The sequence below is a fragment of the Paenibacillus sedimenti genome (genome assembly GCF_014534655.1).
Taxonomy (GTDB): domain Bacteria; phylum Bacillota; class Bacilli; order Paenibacillales; family NBRC-103111; genus Paenibacillus_E; species Paenibacillus_E sedimenti.
The window spans coordinates 112,760-130,885 of record NZ_JACVVD010000011.1 but is presented as its reverse complement, the minus strand read 5'-3'; the positions used below and the strand labels follow the sequence as shown (position 1 = coordinate 130,885).

Here is an 18,126-nt window from a genome sequence, read left to right as displayed (position 1 = left end):
CTTTGGTCTCTGGTCTATCTAGATGCGATTACCTCTTATTGTACTGATGAGAGAATCGTCATCTAACTTAGTGTATCACAACTGCCCGGCAAAGTGGATTGTTTTGTCAAGCATTCATGTTATAATAACAACATCGAGAAACCAATAAAAAGGCGGGATTTAGCGATGCCTACAAAACCTCTGGAGAGAAAACCGGAGTGGCTCAAAATTAAGCTCACCACAGGTGAGAATTTTAAAGAATTAAAATCCATGATGCGTTCTAAGACGCTGCATACCGTTTGCGAAGAAGCCAAATGCCCGAATATTCACGAATGCTGGGCGAATCGCACCGCGACATTTATGATATTAGGAGATATTTGCACAAGAGCATGCCGTTTCTGTGCTGTGAAAACTGGGCTTCCGACCGAGCTCGACCTACAAGAGCCTGAACGTGTAGCCGATGCCGCTCTGCAAATGGGGCTCCGTCATTGCGTCGTGACTTCCGTTGCCCGTGATGATTTGGAAGATGGAGGCGCGCTGATTTTCGCTGAGACGATCAAAGCGATTCGCCGCAAAATGCCGCTCTGTACCGTAGAAGTGCTCATTCCAGACTTCTTGGGACGCGAAGCGTCACTGGTTACTGTGCTGGAGGCGAAGCCGGACATTTTGAATCATAACATTGAGACTGTCGAGCGGATGTCGGACCGGGTAAGGTCCAAAGCGAAGTATCGCCGTTCGCTTGAACTGCTGGAACGCTCCAAACGGATCGCGCCGAACATTCCGACCAAATCCAGCATCATGATTGGGGTTGGCGAGGAGTGGGACGAACTGCTCCAAACGATGGATGATCTGCGCGCGATCGACTGCGATATTATGACCATTGGACAATATTTGCAGCCATCCCCTACACATTTGGATGTGAAGAAGTATTATACGCCGGAGCAGTTTGCTGTCCTGAAAGAAGAGGGCATGAAGCGAGGCTTCAAGCACGTGGAATCCGGACCGATGGTAAGAAGCTCTTATCATGCGCATGAGCAAGTTCAATCGGCAACCGCAACGAACGTTTAGCATTTCTACTTTTACACGGATCTTTAGAAAGGAGAGCTTCCTAACATCATGATCCATATCGCAAATAAAACATACGAACTAGTGACCGATCACAAAAACGGCTGGAATTTCGAAGTGTTCCGAGACCGCTTTAGTGAAGTGCTGGAGCGTTACGATTATATCGTAGGGGACTGGGGTTACAACCAACTGAGGCTGCGGGGGTTCTTCAAAGAGAATCATCCGAAAGTAACCAAAGAAAGCTCGATTGCCGCGCTTCAGGATTATTTGAATGAGTACTGCAACTTCGGCTGTGCCTACTTTATTATTGAGAAAGTAAACGCCAAGCAGAGCGCATCGGCAGAAACCAGCGTGCCCGTTTCCTGACAAACTTTACAACTAAAAGACGCCCTCAAACGCTTCATTACAGCGAGTGGGGCGTCTATTTTCATTTGACATCATAACCAATAAAGGCTTCGCGTACACGGTTCCAGAAAGGAAACGGTCGGAAACGCGCGAACTTGACCTTCGCATTCGACGCTACACGGCAGCGGATCGATACGACGTCACTGCGCTGCATGTAGAGGTGATCGAGAGACAAGAGCATGTTCTGGTGAGCCTTAGGATAAATATCGCAGTGGTGATGCTTCGGTAAAATGACCGGTGAGCCGAGCGTACGGTAGACGCGATTATTAATCGAAGCAATCTCGGCGACCTGGATCGCTTCCAGGGAAGGATGTACCATGGCGCCGCCCAAGCTTTTGTTATAAGCCGTACTGCCTGCAGGAGAGGAGATGCAAATCCCGTCGCCACGGAACATTTCGAACATCTCATCGTTAATGTGAAGCTGGGCCACAAGTGATACTTCAATACCCCGCAGCGTAAATTCATTGAGCGCCAGATGGGTTTCAACGCCGGTTCCCGTTGTGATCTCGATCTCGACCAATGGATATTGAACGATGCGCAGCTCTTCAGGCGTTGTGACGCTAAACATCAAAGCGGCCAGATTATCCAGCTCGTCTGGTTTCCAATCGGCAAAAAAACCAAGATGTCCAGTATGGATACCGACGAATGCGATTGTGTCAAGCTGCTGCACATATTTATGAAACGCCTGCAGCATCGTGCCGTCCCCGCCAATCGAGAGGACGATGTCCGGATTCTCTTCATCCCTGGGCATGCCTTGCTGAGCAGCGAGTACATGAAACCGGTCCGTTAATTGCTTGGAGATTTCATCCCCTCGCTCGATCACATTGTATTTCAATGGTCTAAACCTCCTACTTTCGAACAATATTTCTCAATCTCGTTCAGAATCGTCTCAGGTGTATGCCGGAATTCCGCGGCGACCCGATAAGCATCATGGCCGATGTTCGTGACCCGGACAATTTCGCCGTATACCGTAATGGGATGAGGGAAGTGCGGCAGAATAAAACTGAATTCCAAAAATAATCGATAAAAAAGCCGATTCGTGGTGATAAAAGAAAGGCCGCCTCCGCTAATATCAAGCAGCTGCCCGGCAAAAGCGACGCCTTTGCGTATAGATTGACCGCGTATTCCGACAATTTGGAGTGTAACCGGGGTTCTAATCGACAGCTTCGAGCGGTTGAAGCGGCGTCTTTGCCGGGTATGAATCTCATCAGGAATCGAAAGTGTAAGCAGACAGCAAGTTTTTTTCAATTCGAGTGCAATCAGGTCGACATATGTAAAATATAAAAGGCCGTGGTCTTTAAAGGAGAACTCAATAAAGGACACATGTTCAAGTTTATCAAACGGATAAAGGCCTGATAGCTCTAAAAATACAATGAAAGAAGAATCGCCAATTTGCTCAATCTTAAAATTTTCCTCGCAGCAGAATGGTTGACCATCCTTGGATTCACCGACGATAATCAGTCGACAGTCTGTTTTGGGTGCAATCAATTCTAGTTCTAGTGCTTTATTCCAATCCATAGCATCACCAAGTGGATAGATTTGCATTCATGAACCGAGAAACATAACATGACTCTTCTTTCATAATAATCAATAAAGGAAAATAAGAAAAGCCCCAACCGGGGCTTTTGTCGAAACATAGGAAATTATGCGCAGCTCATATTCTATTTCCAGGATAGCGTGCTCGTCACTAATGGAAGCTCGAAGTCATGGACAAAATTGGAGCTGACCGGCCGAACGCGTACTGAGAAGTGAGGCCCGTGAACGAGATGGCCGGGAATGGCCGCTTTATATTTTTGTGTTTGATCTGCAGGTTCTCCTGCAGGCTTCATCGGGACTACAATTTGGTTCCAGGCGCCATTGTGTTCCTCATAATAAATAATTTCAACGACGGTATCCGGCGGCCAGATGGGTCCGAATAAAACGTCCGCCGTAACTTCTTTGGTGGACTGCTCGTTAAGAACCAACGGGTTTGAGGTTGAAATCTTGGCGGAACGGTCGTCAACGCCTATGATTTTCACATGATACCAATTGCTGCTGATGAACCTTTTGTAATCGGCTACTTTGGTTGCGACCTCATAGCCATTGCCCGCAAAATGTCTGGCCCGGTCTGCCGTTGGCAAATATGTGAGCTCTGTATAGTCTTGAACCATGCGATGCGTATTATAAACAGGGCTGAGCGACTCTATCGAGCGTTTCATCCGGCTAATCCATTGATGAGGCAGCTCGCCTTGATTATAATAAAGAGGAATAATTTCCTTCTCCAGAATCTTATAAATGGCTCCGGTATTTTCTTTTTCTTGTAGGTCCCAGTCTGCGGTGCCGACAGATCCGATCGCCCATCCATTGGAACCGTTATAACCTTCCTCCCACCAACCGTCCAGTACGCTGAAATTCAGTACACCGTTCATCGCTGCCTTTTGTCCGCTAGTTCCGCTTGCTTCCAGCGGTCTGCGGGGGTTGTTCAGCCAGACATCGACCCCTTGCACTAAGTAGCGGGCCATATTCATGTCGTAATTTTCAAGGATGACGATTTTTCCAAGAAACTCTTTTTTCTGCGAGACGCGATAAATTTCACGGATAAGCTCTTGTCCGGGAAAATCGGCGGGATGCGCTTTGCCGGCAAAAATAAATTGTACCGGCCGATCGATATCGTTGATTAATTTTTTCAGGCGGTACAAATCGTTAAAAATCAGATTGGCTCGCTTGTAAGTGGCGAACCTCCTGGCAAAACCGATCGTCAGCGCTTTTGGATTCAGATAGTGCCTGACTTCCTCAATTCGCTCTTCCGATTCCCCGTTGCGTCTGCGCTGCTCTGCTAAATTACGTCGCGCGTAGCGGATCATATTCTCCTTCAGCTGCATATGAACCTTCCAGATCGAATCATCCGGTATGACCTTGACCGCTTGCCATTGATCCTTATTGGCCTGCTCCTGCCTCCAGGTACCAGGGAGAAAGCGATCCAGCAATTCTTTCCATTCCGGCGCCGTCCAGGTGTCCAGATGCACGCCGTTCGTGATGGAATCGATAGGCACTTCTCCGGCATCGATATTGCCGTGAAATTCACGGAACATCTCCCGGGATACTTGGCCGTGCAGTTTGCTGACGCCATTGCGCAGCCCTGCGGTGTTCATCGCCAGATGGGTCATATTGAATTGACCCGAATGATAGTCGAGTCCCAGGGCAATGATCTCTTGCTTGTGGCGGGATAAATCCTGCAGCAGCGGTCCCAGATAATGTTCCACCATCCCGATGGAGAATGTGTCATGTCCGGCCGGCACGGGCGTATGAGTCGTGAATACAGTGGCGGCTCGCACGGTCTCAACCGCAACGTGAAACGGAAGACCAAGGTGCAGCAGCTCCTTCAATCGTTCCAGCGTAAGGAAAGCGGCGTGCCCTTCATTGATGTGATATACATTCGGGTAATACCCGATAGCTCTAAGCGCTTTAACACCGCCGATGCCAAGCAGGATTTCCTGGGCGATACGCGTATCCTGGTTGCCGCCATAGAGCTGAGCGGTAAGCTCCCGATCCGCTTGATTGTTGGCATCATGATCGGCATCCAGCAAATAAATGGTATTTCTGCCGACCTGAACGCTCCATACTTGTAAAGAGATTGCCCGCCCCGGCATATCTATAGTTACAAGAAGCGGAAGACTATCTTTCATCACTTGCTTAATCGGCAGCTTGTTGAAATCATACTGAAGCAGTTCGGCCTGTTGGCCGCCGGAAATGTCAATTTTTTGCGTGAAGTACCCCTTTTTATATAAAAGCCCGATGCCAATGAGAGGGATACCGAGGTCGCTCGCCGATTTGCAGTGATCTCCGGCCAGAATGCCCAGCCCGCCGGAGTAAATGGGCAGCGATTCGTGAAAACCGAATTCCGCTGAGAAATATGCAATTTGTACGTAGCTTCGATCCGCATGCTTCTCTTGGAACCATGCGGTTCCACTCATATACGAATCGTACGCGGCAATCACCTGTTGATAGGCATTCATAAAATCTGTTTCTTTGCTAAGCGCTTCCAGCTGCGCATCATCCAATTCTTGAAGCAGGCGCACCGGATTATGACCGGATTGCTCCCATTTTGCTGCATCTATACGGGCAAAAAGCTTAAGCGCATCTGGATTCCAGCTGAACCAGAGATTGTATGCAAGATCCGTAAGCCGCTGAATGGCTTGCGGCAACGGTCTTATTGGTTTCGTTAAGGCAACTTGCATATCTTGGTGTCCTCTTCCTTTGTTTGGATTTTCATGAATACCCATATTATCTTGATCCACCAACCTTTTCATACATCAGTTTAAGAAAGGAGTATGCGATAAACAGGAGCACAATGACTGAAAAAGTTGAAAGTATGATTGTCCCGCTAACGGGGACCAGCAGCTTCAGAAAGCTGGAAAGGGGGGATGCGGCGTCGTATTCCGGCAAAAATGCAGTCACGCCGTCTCGAAATTGCTGCATAGGCTCCCAAATAACGAGCACAATAGCAGCGGAGAGCAGAGCATGTACGAATCGAGCCGTCACGAAAGGCAGGTAACGAAGATTCGTATGGCTCAGCAGACTGACGACCTGGGCATGAACGGACAGACCGGCCCAGGACAGGATGAAGGCGGCAATCGCAACTTTGCTGGATAAGGCTAGCGTTACGGCGGCGGAGGCGGCGGTTTTGGCGCCGAGCGTAACTTCAAAGAGGCCGTTCATCACCGCCTGCGAGAGCTCGTGCGGAAGACCGGTCATTTGCAGGGCGCTTTGGATGAGGAGATACATGAAGTTCATGACCTTAGCTGCCGTTAGTACCTCGAGCACGACGGAGAAGAAAACGACCAGTCCGCCGACGACAAAGATCAGGCTAAGCGAATGGAGGATGGATTGGCTCAGCAGAACGCCAATAGGTCTTCCATCATTCATCCGCGCGGTGTGCATCGCTTCAAAAGCGCGCTTCCACAACCAGCCCTTGCTTTTGCCTTCCAAAGGCGTGCCCATGCTCTTCCTCCCGTGAAACCGCATGAGGATACCGATCAGCACAGAGCCGCCGTAGTGGGCTACGGCAAGGATCATGGCGAGGGACACGTCATGGAAGAAGCCCACAGAAACCGCTCCGATCAGGAATATTGGATCGGAACTCGTGGTGAACGCGACCAGCCGTTCACCCTCCTCACGATTCACCAGCCGCTGTTCCCAGAGCTGGGAGGTCAATCTGGCACCGACCGGGTAACCGGCGGCGAAACCCATCGCCATGACGAAGCCGCCGATGCCGGGTATTCGAAAGACCGGACGCATCATGGGATCGAGCAGCGTACCGAAGAAATGCACGATTCCGAAGCCGAGCATAATTTCGGAGATGACGAAGAAAGGAAACAGGGCGGGAAAGAGCACGTCCCACCAAATGGAAACGCCGCGCAAGGCAGCCTTCATGCCTTCGTGAGGGAAGAAGAATAAGCAGATGATGATGGCAATGATGATGAAAACCGTCAATAACGCTATGGTGAAATTTCGTTTCTGCATCGCAAGGCACACCTCCTTCATTCCACTATATGAATAGGGGTGGACATACATGCCGTCCCAAAAAACTTGGACTTTGGTACTGTTATCCGCAAGCTTTTATGGTAAAATAGGACTAAGTAAAGTCGTATATCCTTGACAGCGGGAGTGATTCATATGACAGGTGTGATTGCTGGAATCGTCGTATGTGCTTTTGTGTTTGTCATACGAGAAACATTAATGAACTCGGCTGATGAGGATTTAGAAAACTACTGATGGCTCTACACAGATAAAGAGAGGTTAGACAGCATGACAGACAGTGATCGCCGTACATTGTATGAACTTATGGGGGGAGCGGAGACGATCCGCAAGCTCGTGGAGGCCTTTTATCCCAAAGTGCAAAATCACCCTCTGCTGGCGCCTCTGTTTCCTTCAGATCTTACACCAGTTATTGAGAAACAATACTTGTTTTTAAGCCAATTTTTCGGCGGACCATCCTTATATTCGGACCAGTATGGACATCCGATGATGCGGGCGAGGCATATGCCATTCCCCATTACGGTAGAGCGCGCGGATGCATGGCTGAGCTGTATGGCTGCGGCTATGTCGGAAATAGGCCTGCCGAACGATCTGCGGGACTTTTTGTTAGAACGGTTGAAAGGCTCTGCCTATCACTTCGTCAATTCACCCGATACCGAATAGTTCTCCACTCCTACATACTTTTTTTGAAAAAGGCGGGGTTCCACGATGATTGAACCTTTATATGACATTACGGTGAGGTGCACGTTCTGCAACCTCGCCTACAAGACGAAAAAAGTTCGTCCCAGCTTCAAAAAAGCAACGAAGACGGATACGGATTTTTGTCTTCACTATAAGGAACTGAATCCTGAATTTTATGTCGTTCGAATCTGTCCGACGTGCGGCTATGCGCATACGGAAAACTTTTCTGACAAGTGGAATCCGGCACAGCGGGATATGTTCCAAGCGAGAGTGGTACAGAACTGGACGATGCGCGACTACAGCGGTGAACGGACTTGGGATGATGCGTTGCAAGCCTACAAGCTAGCGCTGATCAGCGCACAGATTAAGAACGAAAAGTCTCGAATCGTGGCCGGACTGCTCCATCACATCGCTTGGCTGTATCGTGAACGAGGCGACTGGGAACAGGAGAAGCGGTTTCTGACCTTCGCGTTGGAAGCGTACATAAGTGTATACGAAACAGAAGGCATGGATTTGAATAACGCTCGGTTGATGTATCTGATGGGCGAGCTTAGCCGCAGGCTGAGCAACTATAACGATGCGGTGAAGTGGTTTTCGAGAGTCATTAATGATCGGAAAATTATGGATGCGAGTATGATCCGGGCAAGTCGGGAACAGTGGATCGTTACGCGTGAAGACATGCTCGCTGCACGGATGGAACTGCCGGAAGAAATGAAGCAAGCTACATGAACAAATGAACGCTTATTATTCTAGGGCTCGCTATCTTCCCTTGAATTAATAAGCGTTCATTTTGTGTTTGGCGATTTTCGCACCCGTGTAGAAGGTAAAACGATTTTTACCGCTATGTTTGGATTCATAAAGTGCATGATCGGCTTCCGAGATGATTTGCTGCAGCTCTTCCTGCGGCGCTCCGGCAATAGAGATTCCGATCGAGATTGTAATTTGCGGGTAGACGTTGTTTGACTGCTCTTGGAAGCTGCCTGCTACAGCTTCGCATAGACGCTGGGCATACGCGGCAAGGCGGATAGGGTCTGTTTCCGTGCTGATCAGAATGAATTCTTCGCCGCCGTAACGAGCGACGTAATCCTGTTCCTGAACGTAATGCCTCAGTATACTGGCAATATCCCGCAGCAGCTGATCCCCCTCCAAGTGGCCGAAGTGATCGTTATACCGCTTGAAATTATCAATGTCGATCATCATGATCGACACTTTACGCATCCTCATTGCATTCTTGGCGATAGAAATAAAACTCCGCAAATTAGGCAGCCGAGTCAGACCGTCTTGATTGGCTTGCATTTCCAATTGCCGCTGCAGCCGCCAGTTTTTATTCTCATCATTGACCATGGCGATTAAGAGTATAAACGTAGCCGTCATGATGAACTGCATGAACAACAGGTCCGCAGCATAATCGAGCGAAAAGCTGCCAGTGAGATAAGCGTGAGTCATCAAGCGTACGATAAATACGAGCGTACATATTTGCAAGCCGTGACGAATAGGAATGTCCAAGAAGCCGCTGCGATACTCTTTATTATGAAAGAAAGAACTAAGCAATGCAGGAGCTGCCAGGTCTTGGGCAATGACGAACAGGCCATGATTTTCTTGGAGAATAAAGCTGTAACCGGATGGCAGCACAGTGGAAAGGATGGCTACAGGGAGTCCATATCGCAAGCCGGCCATGAAGATTGGCAGTGAGCGTAAATCGATTAAACCAAACGCCTCCGGCAGAGGCTGCAGCATCATGATGATACTGGCTAGACCAGTCAGCAGCGGGGCAAGAAGGTGCTCATGCGACTCGATGAGCATCTTGCTGCGAAGCTTGGTTGCGATGTAGTTTAGGGTGACCAGCGTACATGCGCTTGTAAGAGGGATGAGATATTCATTCATAGGGCTAACCTACTCCTTAAGCCCGGAAGCTACGGTGATTACTTTCGTATAGCGCAATCCGCCAATAAATAATCGCGGTCTGTGTCTACGAGCGTCAGCTTATTGTGACAACAAGGAAACACAAGCAGCTTTTTCTTACCTTCGTGAATGGATTGCAGTTCGTGGATTTTGAGCGGTAACAGCACATTAGAGCTATGACAAAACGGACACTCCGCCACATAGACGTCCTTCATAATAATCTCATAGGGCCATGTGTTAGCAAAAGGGATCAAGAGTTACTTCTTTTCCGGATCGCTGCTGTCAGGCGAAGAGGCCTTAGCGAGCTCAGCCAATTTTTGAAGTAAGATATGTTGTGGCATGTGCATCAGATGTTCGAGCGGCACCTTGAGCTGTTCGGCTAATTTTTGAGCTGTTTCCGGTGAAATTTGTAACGGTTTCATAATGAACGATCACACCATCCTGTTCCGAATTGTCCTTGTGGAACTATATTTAATTGATATCATACTTTTTATCTAGAAGCAATGCTGAGATTGGGAACAATTGGCGATTACGTGTCAAGTATGATTTAATAAAAAAGAAAGGAAAGGTGATCAGCTTGCTGAAATTGCCACTTAATCAAACATGGAATTTGGACTCCTTTTTTCCTGGCGGTAGCGAGTCTCCCGCTTTCGCGACATTTTTAAAGGAGCTGCAGTCATCAATCGCCGCATTTCAAGACAAAGTGAGAAGCATGGCTTCACCGCAAAGCGCAGAGGATACGGCTTCTCTAATAGAAATTGTAGAATTATTTCAACGCAATTTGAAACACGTTCATGAAGCGGACTCATTCGTAGGTTGCCTGCTTGCCGACAATCAGAAAGATAAAAAAGCGGCCATTCTTGGCGGACAGGTCAAAAGCTTGCTCGCGGAACATCTATCGTCGCTAACCCACTTTGATCAAGTGCTGACAGGCATTCCCGATGAGGTATGGGCAGCGATCCTTGCCGGAGAGCCTTTCCGGGTAATCGCCTTCCCACTGGATGAACGCCGTACGCTGGCAAAGGAAAAGCTGTCTCCTGAAATGGAAGCCTTAATCAATGATTTAGCCGTAGACGGCTATCATGGGTGGGGAGACTTGTATAATACGACCGTTGGTCAATTCCGCATGCCGGTTGAAATTGATGGCGAGCAAGTCGACTTGTCCGCAGGTCAGGCATTCAACAAGCTTCATACGGAAAACCGTGAAGAGCGTCTGGAGCTTTTCGAAAAATGGGAAAACGCCTGGGCGGACAAAGCGGAGTATTGCGCAGAAGCTTTGAATCATTTGGCCGGATTCCGTTTACAGATCTATAAGTACAGAGGCTGGAAGAACGTACATAAAGAGCCGCTTAGTATTAACCGCATGCAAGAGAAAACGCTCAACGTCATGTGGGAAGTGATCGACCGCAATAAGTCGATTTTCGTTGATTACTTGAACCGCAAAGCGAAGCTGCTTGGCGTTGATAAGCTGGCTTGGGTCGACGTGGACGCGCCGCTTGGCGATTCCTCCAAAAAGATCTCCTACGATGACGGAGCGAAGCTGATCGTGGATCAATTCGAGCGCTTCAGTCCGAAACTTGCATCATTCTCCGAGCAAGCATTTGAGAATCGCTGGATCGAAGCCGAGGATCGTCCAGGCAAAAGACCAGGGGGCTTCTGCACGTCTTTCCCTCTGGCGGGAGAGACCCGGATCTTCATGACATATGGAGGCACGCTTAACAATGTATCCACGCTTGCTCATGAGCTCGGCCATGGCTATCACCAGCATGTGATGAACGATATGCCAGCTTTGGCGCAAGAGTATGCCATGAACGTCGCGGAAACAGCATCCACATTCGCAGAAATGATTGTAGCGGATGCCGTCGTGAAGAGTGCAGCGACCGATGAAGAGCGCATTATTTTGCTCGAGGATAAAATCCAGCGCGCTATTGCGTTCTTCATGAACATTCATGCGCGTTTCATTTTCGAGACGAACTTCTATGAGGAACGTCGTCAGGGACTGGTAAGCGCAGAGCGATTGAGCGAGCTGATGGTAGAAGCGCAGAAAGTAGCTTACAAAGATGCGCTAAGCAGCTATCACCCGCATTTCTGGGCAGCTAAGCTGCATTTTTACGCGACGGATGTTCCTTTTTATAACTTTCCGTACACGTTTGGCTATTTGTTTAGCGCAGGGATCTACGCGAGAGCGGTCCAAGAAGGTTCAGCCTTCGAAGAAAAGTATATTGCTTTGCTTCGAGATACGGGCAGCATGACTGTCGAAGAACTGGGCGAGAAGCATCTCGGCATCGATTTGACACAGCCTGATTTCTGGCAGGGCGCCGTCGATATGGCGGTTGAAGATGTAAAACAGTTCATGGCGCTTACTGAGGCTAAAGTACAGGCGTAAAAAGAAGGCTCCCTTGTTGATCGAGGGGAGCCTTCTTGTATTTTCTGTGTTTGTGGGGGATGGGTTACAGCTTGAAAATCTGAATCGTCTGCTGTAATTGCGTGACGACACGCGTCATCTCTTCGGCTTGGCTGACAATGCCTTGCACCGTAGCGATCTGCTCATTCATGGATGCAGAAACTTCTTGAGTACCGGCAGCCGACTGCTCGGTGATGGCTGAAATATTTTCCATCGCTGCGGCAATTTGCTCGGAACTGGCCAGCATTTGCTCGCTCTCTTCGGCGAAGCGGGTAATTTCCTCGGAAATGAAGCCGACACTGCCGACGATTTCGGCGAATACAATTTCCGTCTGATCGATGAGCAGTGTTTGTTTCTTAACGACATCTTCGTTAATTTGAATGCTGCGAATCGCTTCTTGAATGCCCTGCTCGATGCTTTTGACGAAACCGAATACTTCGCGGGTTAGAGAGGTCGACTCTTCAGCCAGCTTGCGTACCTCTTGTGCGACTACAGCGAAACCTTTGCCATGCTCGCCGGCACGGGCTGCTTCAATAGAGGCATTAAGCGACAGCAAGTTGGTTTGCTCTGCAATTTCCGAGATCGAATTCGTCACGTTTGTGATGCCTGCGGCTTGGCGAGCCAGCAAATCGATCGTTTCGGATACTTGTTTCGTCACTTCGACGTTTCGCTTCATTCCAGCGCCCTGGCTCTCTACCGAGGTGCGTCCTTTTTCTACAAGCGTCATCATTTGATCCGAACGTGCTTTCATTTCTTTGGCGGAGCCGGCATAGCTCTCGATTTTGATCTCAATGTCCTTAGACGTTATCGATACGCCAGACACTTCTTCGGAGATTTGCCCGGCACCGGAGGCAAGTTCATGAGCGGATACGCTGACTTGTTCCAGAACTGAGCGGAAATTTTCATTTTTCGTATAAATATCCCGGCTAGTTTGAAAAACTTGCTTTGAAATCGAGCCTGTATCCTTAAGAATTTCCCGCAGTTTATCGATCATTTTGTTAAAGGATTGTCCCAACTGACCGAGCGTATCGTCAGAAGTTACGGTTACTTTCTGGGAAAAATCTCCTTTGGCAATGTTCAGTGCGATTCTGGACAAATCAGCAACCGGTTCTGTTAGTTGCCCCTCAAACCATTTGATGAAGGGATAGCTGCCTCCAATCAGAACGACTAGGAAAATGATACCAAGTAAGCGGTTCCAATCTGTTGTGAACGTAACAATTAGCATAAAAATCGAGTTTAATCCAATCAGCGCATAACAACCGAGCTGTAATTTCTTTCTAAACGACATGCTACCCATTCCAATACCGACTCCTCTGCGAAAAATGTAAATATGTGCAGAATTCTAAGGTGTTTGTTTGAAATTATATCACTGAATCTGGAAAGATTCTACAACATTTCGACATATTTTCATCTTATTTGGCGAATAGTCGTTTTGGATATATGTAAAGATTTGATAAAGAATACATAAAATATTCAAAATATTGGCAATAGTGTATTGAATTATACGAAGGCACTGAGTATAATAGGTCTACGGTCATATGTTACATTATATGACAAAATATGATAACAAAGGAGAGAGATGATGAATTTGGATCAGATTCCATTAGCGAGACAGGTGGATTTGGTATTCAGAGAGATTAAGGAAGAGTTATTGCATGTGAGTTCGGGGACGGTGTTTATTCACATTCGCAATAATGTAATCGGGAAGTTTGGAATCAAGCATTTACCATTAGAGAGCAAAGGGGGCATTCTTCCAAACGCAAGCATCAAAGGCTTATCGGAGCTGCAGTATCAATCCTTCCGACAAATGGCGATCGAATCGCTGAAGTACAAATTGAACTGGACTCACGGAGAAATCATGTACGATTTCACGATCAAGCAGAATGTGCTGGCTGCCAGCATTCAACTGGAAAGTAATTATAACATGTCTAATTTTGCAAGAACGGTTTAGCACTTATTTCCTATACTTCTTATTTAAAAAAGCATCCCACGGTCACTCATTCATCTAGTGACCGGGATGCTTCTTTTTTCATACCAGGGACAGCATGCGTCCTTTGCCAAACGGAATGCACATTGGCGTTCCGAAGATGGGATCAAGGGAGACATTGCACTTCATATCGAATACATCCTGGAGCAGTTTCTCGTTAATAATGTCTTCAGGCTTACCTTCCGCATAGACCGAGCCATCCTTGATGGCTGCGATGTGATGGGCGTAACGGCAAGCGAGATTGATGTCGTGCAGCACCATAACGATGGTACGCTGCTCGTTCTCATTCAACTCGTACAACAAGTCGAGAACTTCGATTTGATGGGTCAAGTCCAGGTAAGTAGTAGGCTCATCCAGGAGGATGGTAGGCGTATCCTGCGCTAATGTCATGGCAATCCAGGCTCTTTGGCGCTGACCGCCGGATAAAGAGTCTACACTGCGATCGGTATAAGGCAGCATATTCGTTAAGCGAAGCGCATTCTGCACTTTAATCTCATCCTCAGCGGACCACTGCTGGAGCCAGCTCTGATAAGGATAACGGCCTTGCTTCACGAGCTGCAGCACTGTTAGTCCTTCTGGAGCAGACGGACCCTGCGGCAGGATCGCCATGCGTCTGGCTACTTCTTTGGTAGTAAGTTTGGCGATCTCGGAGCTATCGAGCAGAATGCTTCCCGATTTCGGCTTCAACAGCCTCGCCAGAGATCGCAGCAACGTTGACTTCCCGCAACCGTTGCTACCGATAAAGACGGTAATTTTGCCTTTAGGAATTTGCAGGTTCAAACTTTTGAAGATCGTGCTTTCTCCATATGTCAACTGAAGCGATTGTGCTTCCAGAGCCGTTACGTGCATCATGAATGTGCTCTCCTTTTTGTTTAAGTACGGTTTCTGCTGTGGTACAGCAGGTAGATGAAAATCGGAGCCCCAATGGCTGCTGTGAATACACCGGCTGGAATATCCAGAGGCTGAAATAAGAACCGTCCTGCCAGATCGGCTAGCAATAATAGCAGGGATCCCGTCAAAGCGGAAACCGGGACAAGGGCGCCAAAGCTGGGACCTACCAACTTGCGGGCTATATGCGGGGCCATAAGTCCTATAAAGTTGATGGCTCCGCCAAAGGCGACGGCAGCCCCGGAGAGAGCTACGCTCAGCATGATCAATAAGAACCGTTGGCGTTGAACTCTGCTGCCGACACTGCGGGCGATATCTTCACCGAGCGATTGTATCGTAACATGCCTTGAATAAAGGAAGATGATCGGAATCAGCAGACTGACCCAAGGGAGCAGCGGATAGACGGCTTTTTCCCAGGAGACTCCATAAATGCTCCCTGTCATAAAAGTTAGGGACTGATTCGCGAGTACGATCGGCCCGGAAAGCATCATGAGATAAGAAATGGAGCTCATGGCAGCGGTGAAGCCAGTTCCGATAAGCACAAGCCGAAGCGGCGTAATTCCGTTCCTCCAAGAGAGTGCGTAAACCAGCAGCGTTGCGCTGAATGCCCCGATAATGGCCACAACCGGCAGCCAGTGAATGCTGATTTTATCCGAGAAAAAGAAGAAAAAGGATACGGCCCCTAATACTGCGCCGCCTGTAGTGCCGATCGTATCCGGTGATGTGAGCGAATTGCGCACCAGACCCTGCAGGATAGCACCGGCTACGCCCAAGGAAGCACCAATTAGTACGGCAACAATGACCCTTGGTAGGCGCAAGGTTCGAACAATCATATTGTTCGAGTCAGTGCTATATCCGAAAACGGCGCGAACGACCTCAGCAGGTTTGATAGCTATGCTGCCAATTCCAGTGCTTAGAATCATCACGACGATGACGGCAATCAGCAGAAGGAGGGAAACCGCAATCGATTTTTTACTGATTAAAAAAGAGAAGCCTTTACTTCTTAATGACACATAGCGGCTTGGACGGCTCATTTCAGTAGTCCCCCTTTGCGAGCGATATAGATGAAGAAGGGAACACCGAGTATAGCCGTCGTTACGCCAACATGAACTTCTTTCGGCATGACGATAAACCGGGCCGCGATGTCGGCCCCTACAAGCAGAATTCCGCCTAAAATCGCACAGTACGGAATGACCCACCGGTAATCGATGCCAACCAGAAAGCGGACGATATGCGGGATAATAATGCCTACGAATACGATAGGACCGGCGACAGCTACAGAGCCTCCAGCCAGGATGACGATGATAACTGCTGTAATGAATTTAATGAATACGGTCCGTTGTCCAAGGCCTTTGGCGACATCATCGCCCATCGATAACACGTTAATATGAGGAGAAAGAACAATAGCTCCGATCCACGCAACGAGAATATAAGGATACACGGATTGGAGCATGGCCATTGTACGCCCTTCAATCGAGCCGACGAGCCAGTATAGAACTTGATCAAAGGCTTTGCCGTTAGCCAGCAGTATGCCTTGGGTCAGCGCACCAAAAAAAGCAGTCATGGCTGAACCGGCGAGCGTAATTTTCATCGGCGTCAATCCATCACGGCCTAATGACCCCAGTCCATAAACGAGAGATGAACTCACAGCTGCACCCAGAAAAGCGATCCAGACAAATTGCGTAAGACTTGACACATTGAAGAAGCCGACCGAGAGTACGATAGCAAAGGCTGCGCCGGAATTAATGCCGAAGATGCTTGGGGATGCTAACGGATTACGTGTAATGGCTTGCATAAGCGCTCCGGCAACCGCCAAGCTTCCTCCAACCAGTGCAGCGATCAGCGCTCTGGGGATTCTAACCGACTGGATAATAATCGCATCATTAGATTGATCGAAATGTCTAAAAGATTCAAGGATTTGATTCCACGTAAATGTATGAAGCCCGAACATGATACTAGCAATCATCAATAAGATTAAGCAGCAGCAAGCTGCGATAAGACCAATACTTCTATAGAAGTTATTCGTTCGTTCCCTGTCGGAGTATTTCATGGATAGATGCCTGCTTCCCAAGTAGTTGCTTTATTCATTTTAATAAGTAGAGTCACTGGATGTCAATGATCATGAGAATCATTATCACGAAAATGATTGACAACCTGCTTTTCAATCCAGTACTATATGAAAGATAATGATAATCGTTATCATAAATTGCACATAAGTAGTGTACATAACAACAAGACATTCATGGGGGGAACTGCATGTTAGCGCAAAGAAAATTCAAGCCGGGAAGAGGATGGGCTCTTCTGGCTGTCATGTTGGTATTAACTATGGTATTAAGTGCATGTGGAGAGAAGCCAGGCGCCCAGCCATCGGCATCCGCAGCACCTTCGGCAAAGGCTGAAGGCCCACGTACAATTAAGCACGCGATGGGTGAATCGGCCGTTCCGGCGAATCCGCAGCGCGTCGTTATTTTGACGAATGAAGGAACAGAAGCTCTGTTGGCACTAGGCATCAAGCCTGTAGGCGCTGTAGACTCTTTCACTGGGAACCCTTGGTATGATCATATTAAAGCAGACATGCAGGGTGTAACGGTGCTTGGCAAAGAAGCACAGCCTAACCTGGAAGTAATTGCGTCCCTGAAGCCGGATTTGATCATCGGCAACAAATTACGCCAGGAGAAGATTTATGAGCAGTTAAAAGCGATTGCGCCAACCGTTTTCTCGGAAACATTGCGCGGCGAATGGAAAAATAACTTTAAACTGTATGCCGAAACCGTTAATAAGAAAGCGGAAGGCGATAAAGTGATCGCTGCTTTCGATAAGCGCATTGAGGATTTCAAAAGCAAAGCCGGCGACAAGCTGAAAGAAAAAGCTGCCGTTGTCCGTTTTATGGGCGGCAAAACCAGATATTATTACGGGGATATGTTCTCAGGCGTTATCTTTAAACAGATCGGGATTGTACGTTCCGATGCAAAAAGTGATGAGAAAGCGTTCGAAGACATTACAAAAGAACGTTTGACGGAGCTGGATGCTGCGGATAAGGTATTTTACTTTACTTATGAAACCGGAGACGGCAAGGGAACGAAGCAAGAGGAAGAATGGATGAACGATCCGCTTTGGAAAAACCTTAAGGTTGTTAAAGAGAACAAGCTGATCAAAGTGAACGATGTAACATGGAATACTGCAGGGGGCGTAAAAGCGGCGAATATTATGCTGGATGACCTCTACAAAATCTATGATGTGAAACCGTAATACATGAGGATGCCCTTCCGTTTTGAAGAACGGAGGGCTTTTTTTCGCG

General features: G+C 48.1%; 18 protein-coding genes. 7 read left to right on the top strand and 11 right to left on the bottom strand.

Going from position 1 to position 18,126, the window contains the following annotated elements; translation table 11 throughout:
• Positions 1–165: 165 nt before the first annotated feature.
• Both lipA and ICC18_RS25575 read left to right on the top strand, forming a co-directional pair.
• The gene (lipA, locus tag ICC18_RS25580; RefSeq protein WP_188177291.1) at positions 166–1,047 is read left to right on the top strand and encodes a lipoyl synthase; all 882 of its coding nucleotides are present in this window, start codon (positions 166–168) and stop codon (positions 1,045–1,047) included.
• Between the two features lie 48 nt (positions 1,048–1,095).
• Positions 1,096–1,410, top strand: a complete 315-nt coding sequence (locus ICC18_RS25575) for a YutD family protein (RefSeq protein ID WP_188177290.1) — start codon at positions 1,096–1,098, stop codon at positions 1,408–1,410.
• Positions 1,411–1,471: 61 nt separating this feature from the next.
• Here the strand turns inward: ICC18_RS25575 and ICC18_RS25570 are convergent, their stop codons facing one another.
• The 4 genes from ICC18_RS25570 to spoVV form a co-directional block, all read right to left on the bottom strand.
• On the bottom strand, positions 1,472–2,284 hold the full coding sequence (locus ICC18_RS25570) for an NAD kinase (protein WP_188177289.1): 813 nt from the start codon (positions 2,282–2,284) through the stop codon (positions 1,472–1,474).
• Positions 2,281–2,967 (bottom strand): PilZ domain-containing protein, encoded by a 687-nt coding sequence (locus tag ICC18_RS25565; protein WP_188177288.1) that lies wholly within the window; start codon positions 2,965–2,967, stop codon positions 2,281–2,283. Before ICC18_RS25565 ends, ICC18_RS25570 begins: the two co-directional genes overlap by 4 nt.
• Positions 2,968–3,110: 143 nt before the next feature.
• A complete protein-coding gene (gene glgP, locus ICC18_RS25560) occupies positions 3,111–5,666 on the bottom strand; it encodes an alpha-glucan family phosphorylase (RefSeq protein ID WP_188177287.1) in 2,556 nt (851 codons plus the stop codon).
• 46 nt (positions 5,667–5,712) lie between these two features.
• Entirely contained in the window at positions 5,713–6,951 is a 1,239-nt protein-coding gene (gene spoVV / locus ICC18_RS25555; RefSeq protein ID WP_188177286.1) for a dipicolinic acid transporter SpoVV, read from the bottom strand.
• A gap of 285 nt (positions 6,952–7,236) precedes the next feature.
• On the opposite strand from spoVV, the gene ICC18_RS25550 reads away from it, so the two are divergent.
• Positions 7,237–7,629, top strand: coding sequence for a globin domain-containing protein (locus ICC18_RS25550; RefSeq protein ID WP_188177285.1), 393 nt, complete (start codon positions 7,237–7,239; stop codon positions 7,627–7,629).
• Between the two features lie 45 nt (positions 7,630–7,674).
• On the top strand, positions 7,675–8,376 hold the full coding sequence (locus ICC18_RS25545; RefSeq protein WP_188177284.1) for a DUF2225 domain-containing protein: 702 nt from the start codon (positions 7,675–7,677) through the stop codon (positions 8,374–8,376).
• Between the two features lie 45 nt (positions 8,377–8,421).
• Here the strand turns inward: ICC18_RS25545 and ICC18_RS25540 are convergent, their stop codons facing one another.
• The 3 genes from ICC18_RS25540 to ICC18_RS25530 are packed head-to-tail and all read right to left on the bottom strand — an operon-like array spanning position 8,422 to position 9,971.
• On the bottom strand, positions 8,422–9,531 hold the full coding sequence (locus tag ICC18_RS25540; RefSeq protein WP_188177283.1) for a GGDEF domain-containing protein: 1,110 nt from the start codon (positions 9,529–9,531) through the stop codon (positions 8,422–8,424).
• 38 nt (positions 9,532–9,569) lie between these two features.
• Positions 9,570–9,803 carry a hypothetical protein gene (locus ICC18_RS25535; protein ID WP_188177282.1) on the bottom strand — a complete coding sequence of 78 codons (234 nt, stop codon included), beginning with the start codon at positions 9,801–9,803 and terminating at the stop codon, positions 9,570–9,572.
• Between the two features lie 3 nt (positions 9,804–9,806).
• Entirely contained in the window at positions 9,807–9,971 is a 165-nt protein-coding gene (locus ICC18_RS25530) for a YycC family protein (protein ID WP_188177281.1), read from the bottom strand.
• Positions 9,972–10,129: 158 nt separating this feature from the next.
• Between ICC18_RS25530 and ICC18_RS25525 the strand changes: the two genes are divergently transcribed.
• Complete coding sequence (locus ICC18_RS25525) at positions 10,130–11,935, top strand: M3 family oligoendopeptidase (RefSeq protein WP_188177380.1); 1,806 nt, start codon at positions 10,130–10,132, stop codon at positions 11,933–11,935.
• Between the two features lie 64 nt (positions 11,936–11,999).
• On the opposite strand, the gene ICC18_RS25520 is transcribed toward ICC18_RS25525, so the two are convergent.
• Positions 12,000–13,250: a methyl-accepting chemotaxis protein gene (locus ICC18_RS25520; RefSeq protein ID WP_188177280.1), complete on the bottom strand. Its 1,251-nt coding sequence runs from the start codon at positions 13,248–13,250 to the stop codon at positions 12,000–12,002.
• 285 nt (positions 13,251–13,535) lie between these two features.
• On the opposite strand from ICC18_RS25520, the gene ICC18_RS25515 reads away from it, so the two are divergent.
• Entirely contained in the window at positions 13,536–13,904 is a 369-nt protein-coding gene (locus ICC18_RS25515) for an O-methyltransferase (RefSeq protein WP_188177379.1), read from the top strand.
• A 78-nt stretch (positions 13,905–13,982) separates the two neighbouring features.
• On the opposite strand, the gene ICC18_RS25510 is transcribed toward ICC18_RS25515, so the two are convergent.
• The 3 genes from ICC18_RS25510 to ICC18_RS25500 are packed head-to-tail and all read right to left on the bottom strand — an operon-like array spanning position 13,983 to position 16,878.
• Positions 13,983–14,792: an ABC transporter ATP-binding protein gene (locus ICC18_RS25510; RefSeq protein WP_188177279.1), complete on the bottom strand. Its 810-nt coding sequence runs from the start codon at positions 14,790–14,792 to the stop codon at positions 13,983–13,985.
• Positions 14,793–14,812: 20 nt separating this feature from the next.
• On the bottom strand, positions 14,813–15,862 hold the full coding sequence (locus ICC18_RS25505) for a FecCD family ABC transporter permease (RefSeq protein ID WP_188177278.1): 1,050 nt from the start codon (positions 15,860–15,862) through the stop codon (positions 14,813–14,815).
• The gene (locus ICC18_RS25500; protein ID WP_188177277.1) at positions 15,859–16,878 is read right to left on the bottom strand and encodes a FecCD family ABC transporter permease; all 1,020 of its coding nucleotides are present in this window, start codon (positions 16,876–16,878) and stop codon (positions 15,859–15,861) included. Before ICC18_RS25500 ends, ICC18_RS25505 begins: the two co-directional genes overlap by 4 nt.
• 206 nt (positions 16,879–17,084) lie before the next feature.
• Here ICC18_RS25500 and ICC18_RS25495 point away from each other — a divergent pair, with 206 nt between their 5' ends.
• Positions 17,085–18,077, top strand: coding sequence for an ABC transporter substrate-binding protein (locus tag ICC18_RS25495; protein ID WP_188177276.1), 993 nt, complete (start codon positions 17,085–17,087; stop codon positions 18,075–18,077).
• The last annotated feature ends 49 nt before the right edge of the window (positions 18,078–18,126 follow it).

What these genes read in the sequence shown, in the direction of transcription:
- ICC18_RS25500 (WP_188177277.1), bottom strand. Translation starts at nt 16,878, where the DNA reads ATGAAATACTCCGACAGGGAACGAACGAATAACTTCTATAGAAGTATT.
- ICC18_RS25495 (WP_188177276.1), top strand. Translation starts at nt 17,085, where the DNA reads ATGTTAGCGCAAAGAAAATTCAAGCCGGGAAGAGGATGGGCTCTTCTG.
- ICC18_RS25565 (WP_188177288.1), bottom strand. Translation starts at nt 2,967, where the DNA reads ATGGATTGGAATAAAGCACTAGAACTAGAATTGATTGCACCCAAAACA.
- ICC18_RS25510 (WP_188177279.1), bottom strand. Translation starts at nt 14,792, where the DNA reads ATGATGCACGTAACGGCTCTGGAAGCACAATCGCTTCAGTTGACATAT.
- ICC18_RS25530 (WP_188177281.1), bottom strand. Translation starts at nt 9,971, where the DNA reads ATGAAACCGTTACAAATTTCACCGGAAACAGCTCAAAAATTAGCCGAA.
- ICC18_RS25545 (WP_188177284.1), top strand. Translation starts at nt 7,675, where the DNA reads ATGATTGAACCTTTATATGACATTACGGTGAGGTGCACGTTCTGCAAC.
- ICC18_RS25505 (WP_188177278.1), bottom strand. Translation starts at nt 15,862, where the DNA reads ATGAGCCGTCCAAGCCGCTATGTGTCATTAAGAAGTAAAGGCTTCTCT.
- lipA (WP_188177291.1), top strand. Translation starts at nt 166, where the DNA reads ATGCCTACAAAACCTCTGGAGAGAAAACCGGAGTGGCTCAAAATTAAG.
- ICC18_RS25515 (WP_188177379.1), top strand. Translation starts at nt 13,536, where the DNA reads ATGAATTTGGATCAGATTCCATTAGCGAGACAGGTGGATTTGGTATTC.
- glgP (WP_188177287.1), bottom strand. Translation starts at nt 5,666, where the DNA reads ATGCAAGTTGCCTTAACGAAACCAATAAGACCGTTGCCGCAAGCCATT.
- ICC18_RS25540 (WP_188177283.1), bottom strand. Translation starts at nt 9,531, where the DNA reads ATGAATGAATATCTCATCCCTCTTACAAGCGCATGTACGCTGGTCACC.
- ICC18_RS25520 (WP_188177280.1), bottom strand. Translation starts at nt 13,250, where the DNA reads ATGGGTAGCATGTCGTTTAGAAAGAAATTACAGCTCGGTTGTTATGCG.
- ICC18_RS25550 (WP_188177285.1), top strand. Translation starts at nt 7,237, where the DNA reads ATGACAGACAGTGATCGCCGTACATTGTATGAACTTATGGGGGGAGCG.
- ICC18_RS25575 (WP_188177290.1), top strand. Translation starts at nt 1,096, where the DNA reads ATGATCCATATCGCAAATAAAACATACGAACTAGTGACCGATCACAAA.
- spoVV (WP_188177286.1), bottom strand. Translation starts at nt 6,951, where the DNA reads ATGCAGAAACGAAATTTCACCATAGCGTTATTGACGGTTTTCATCATC.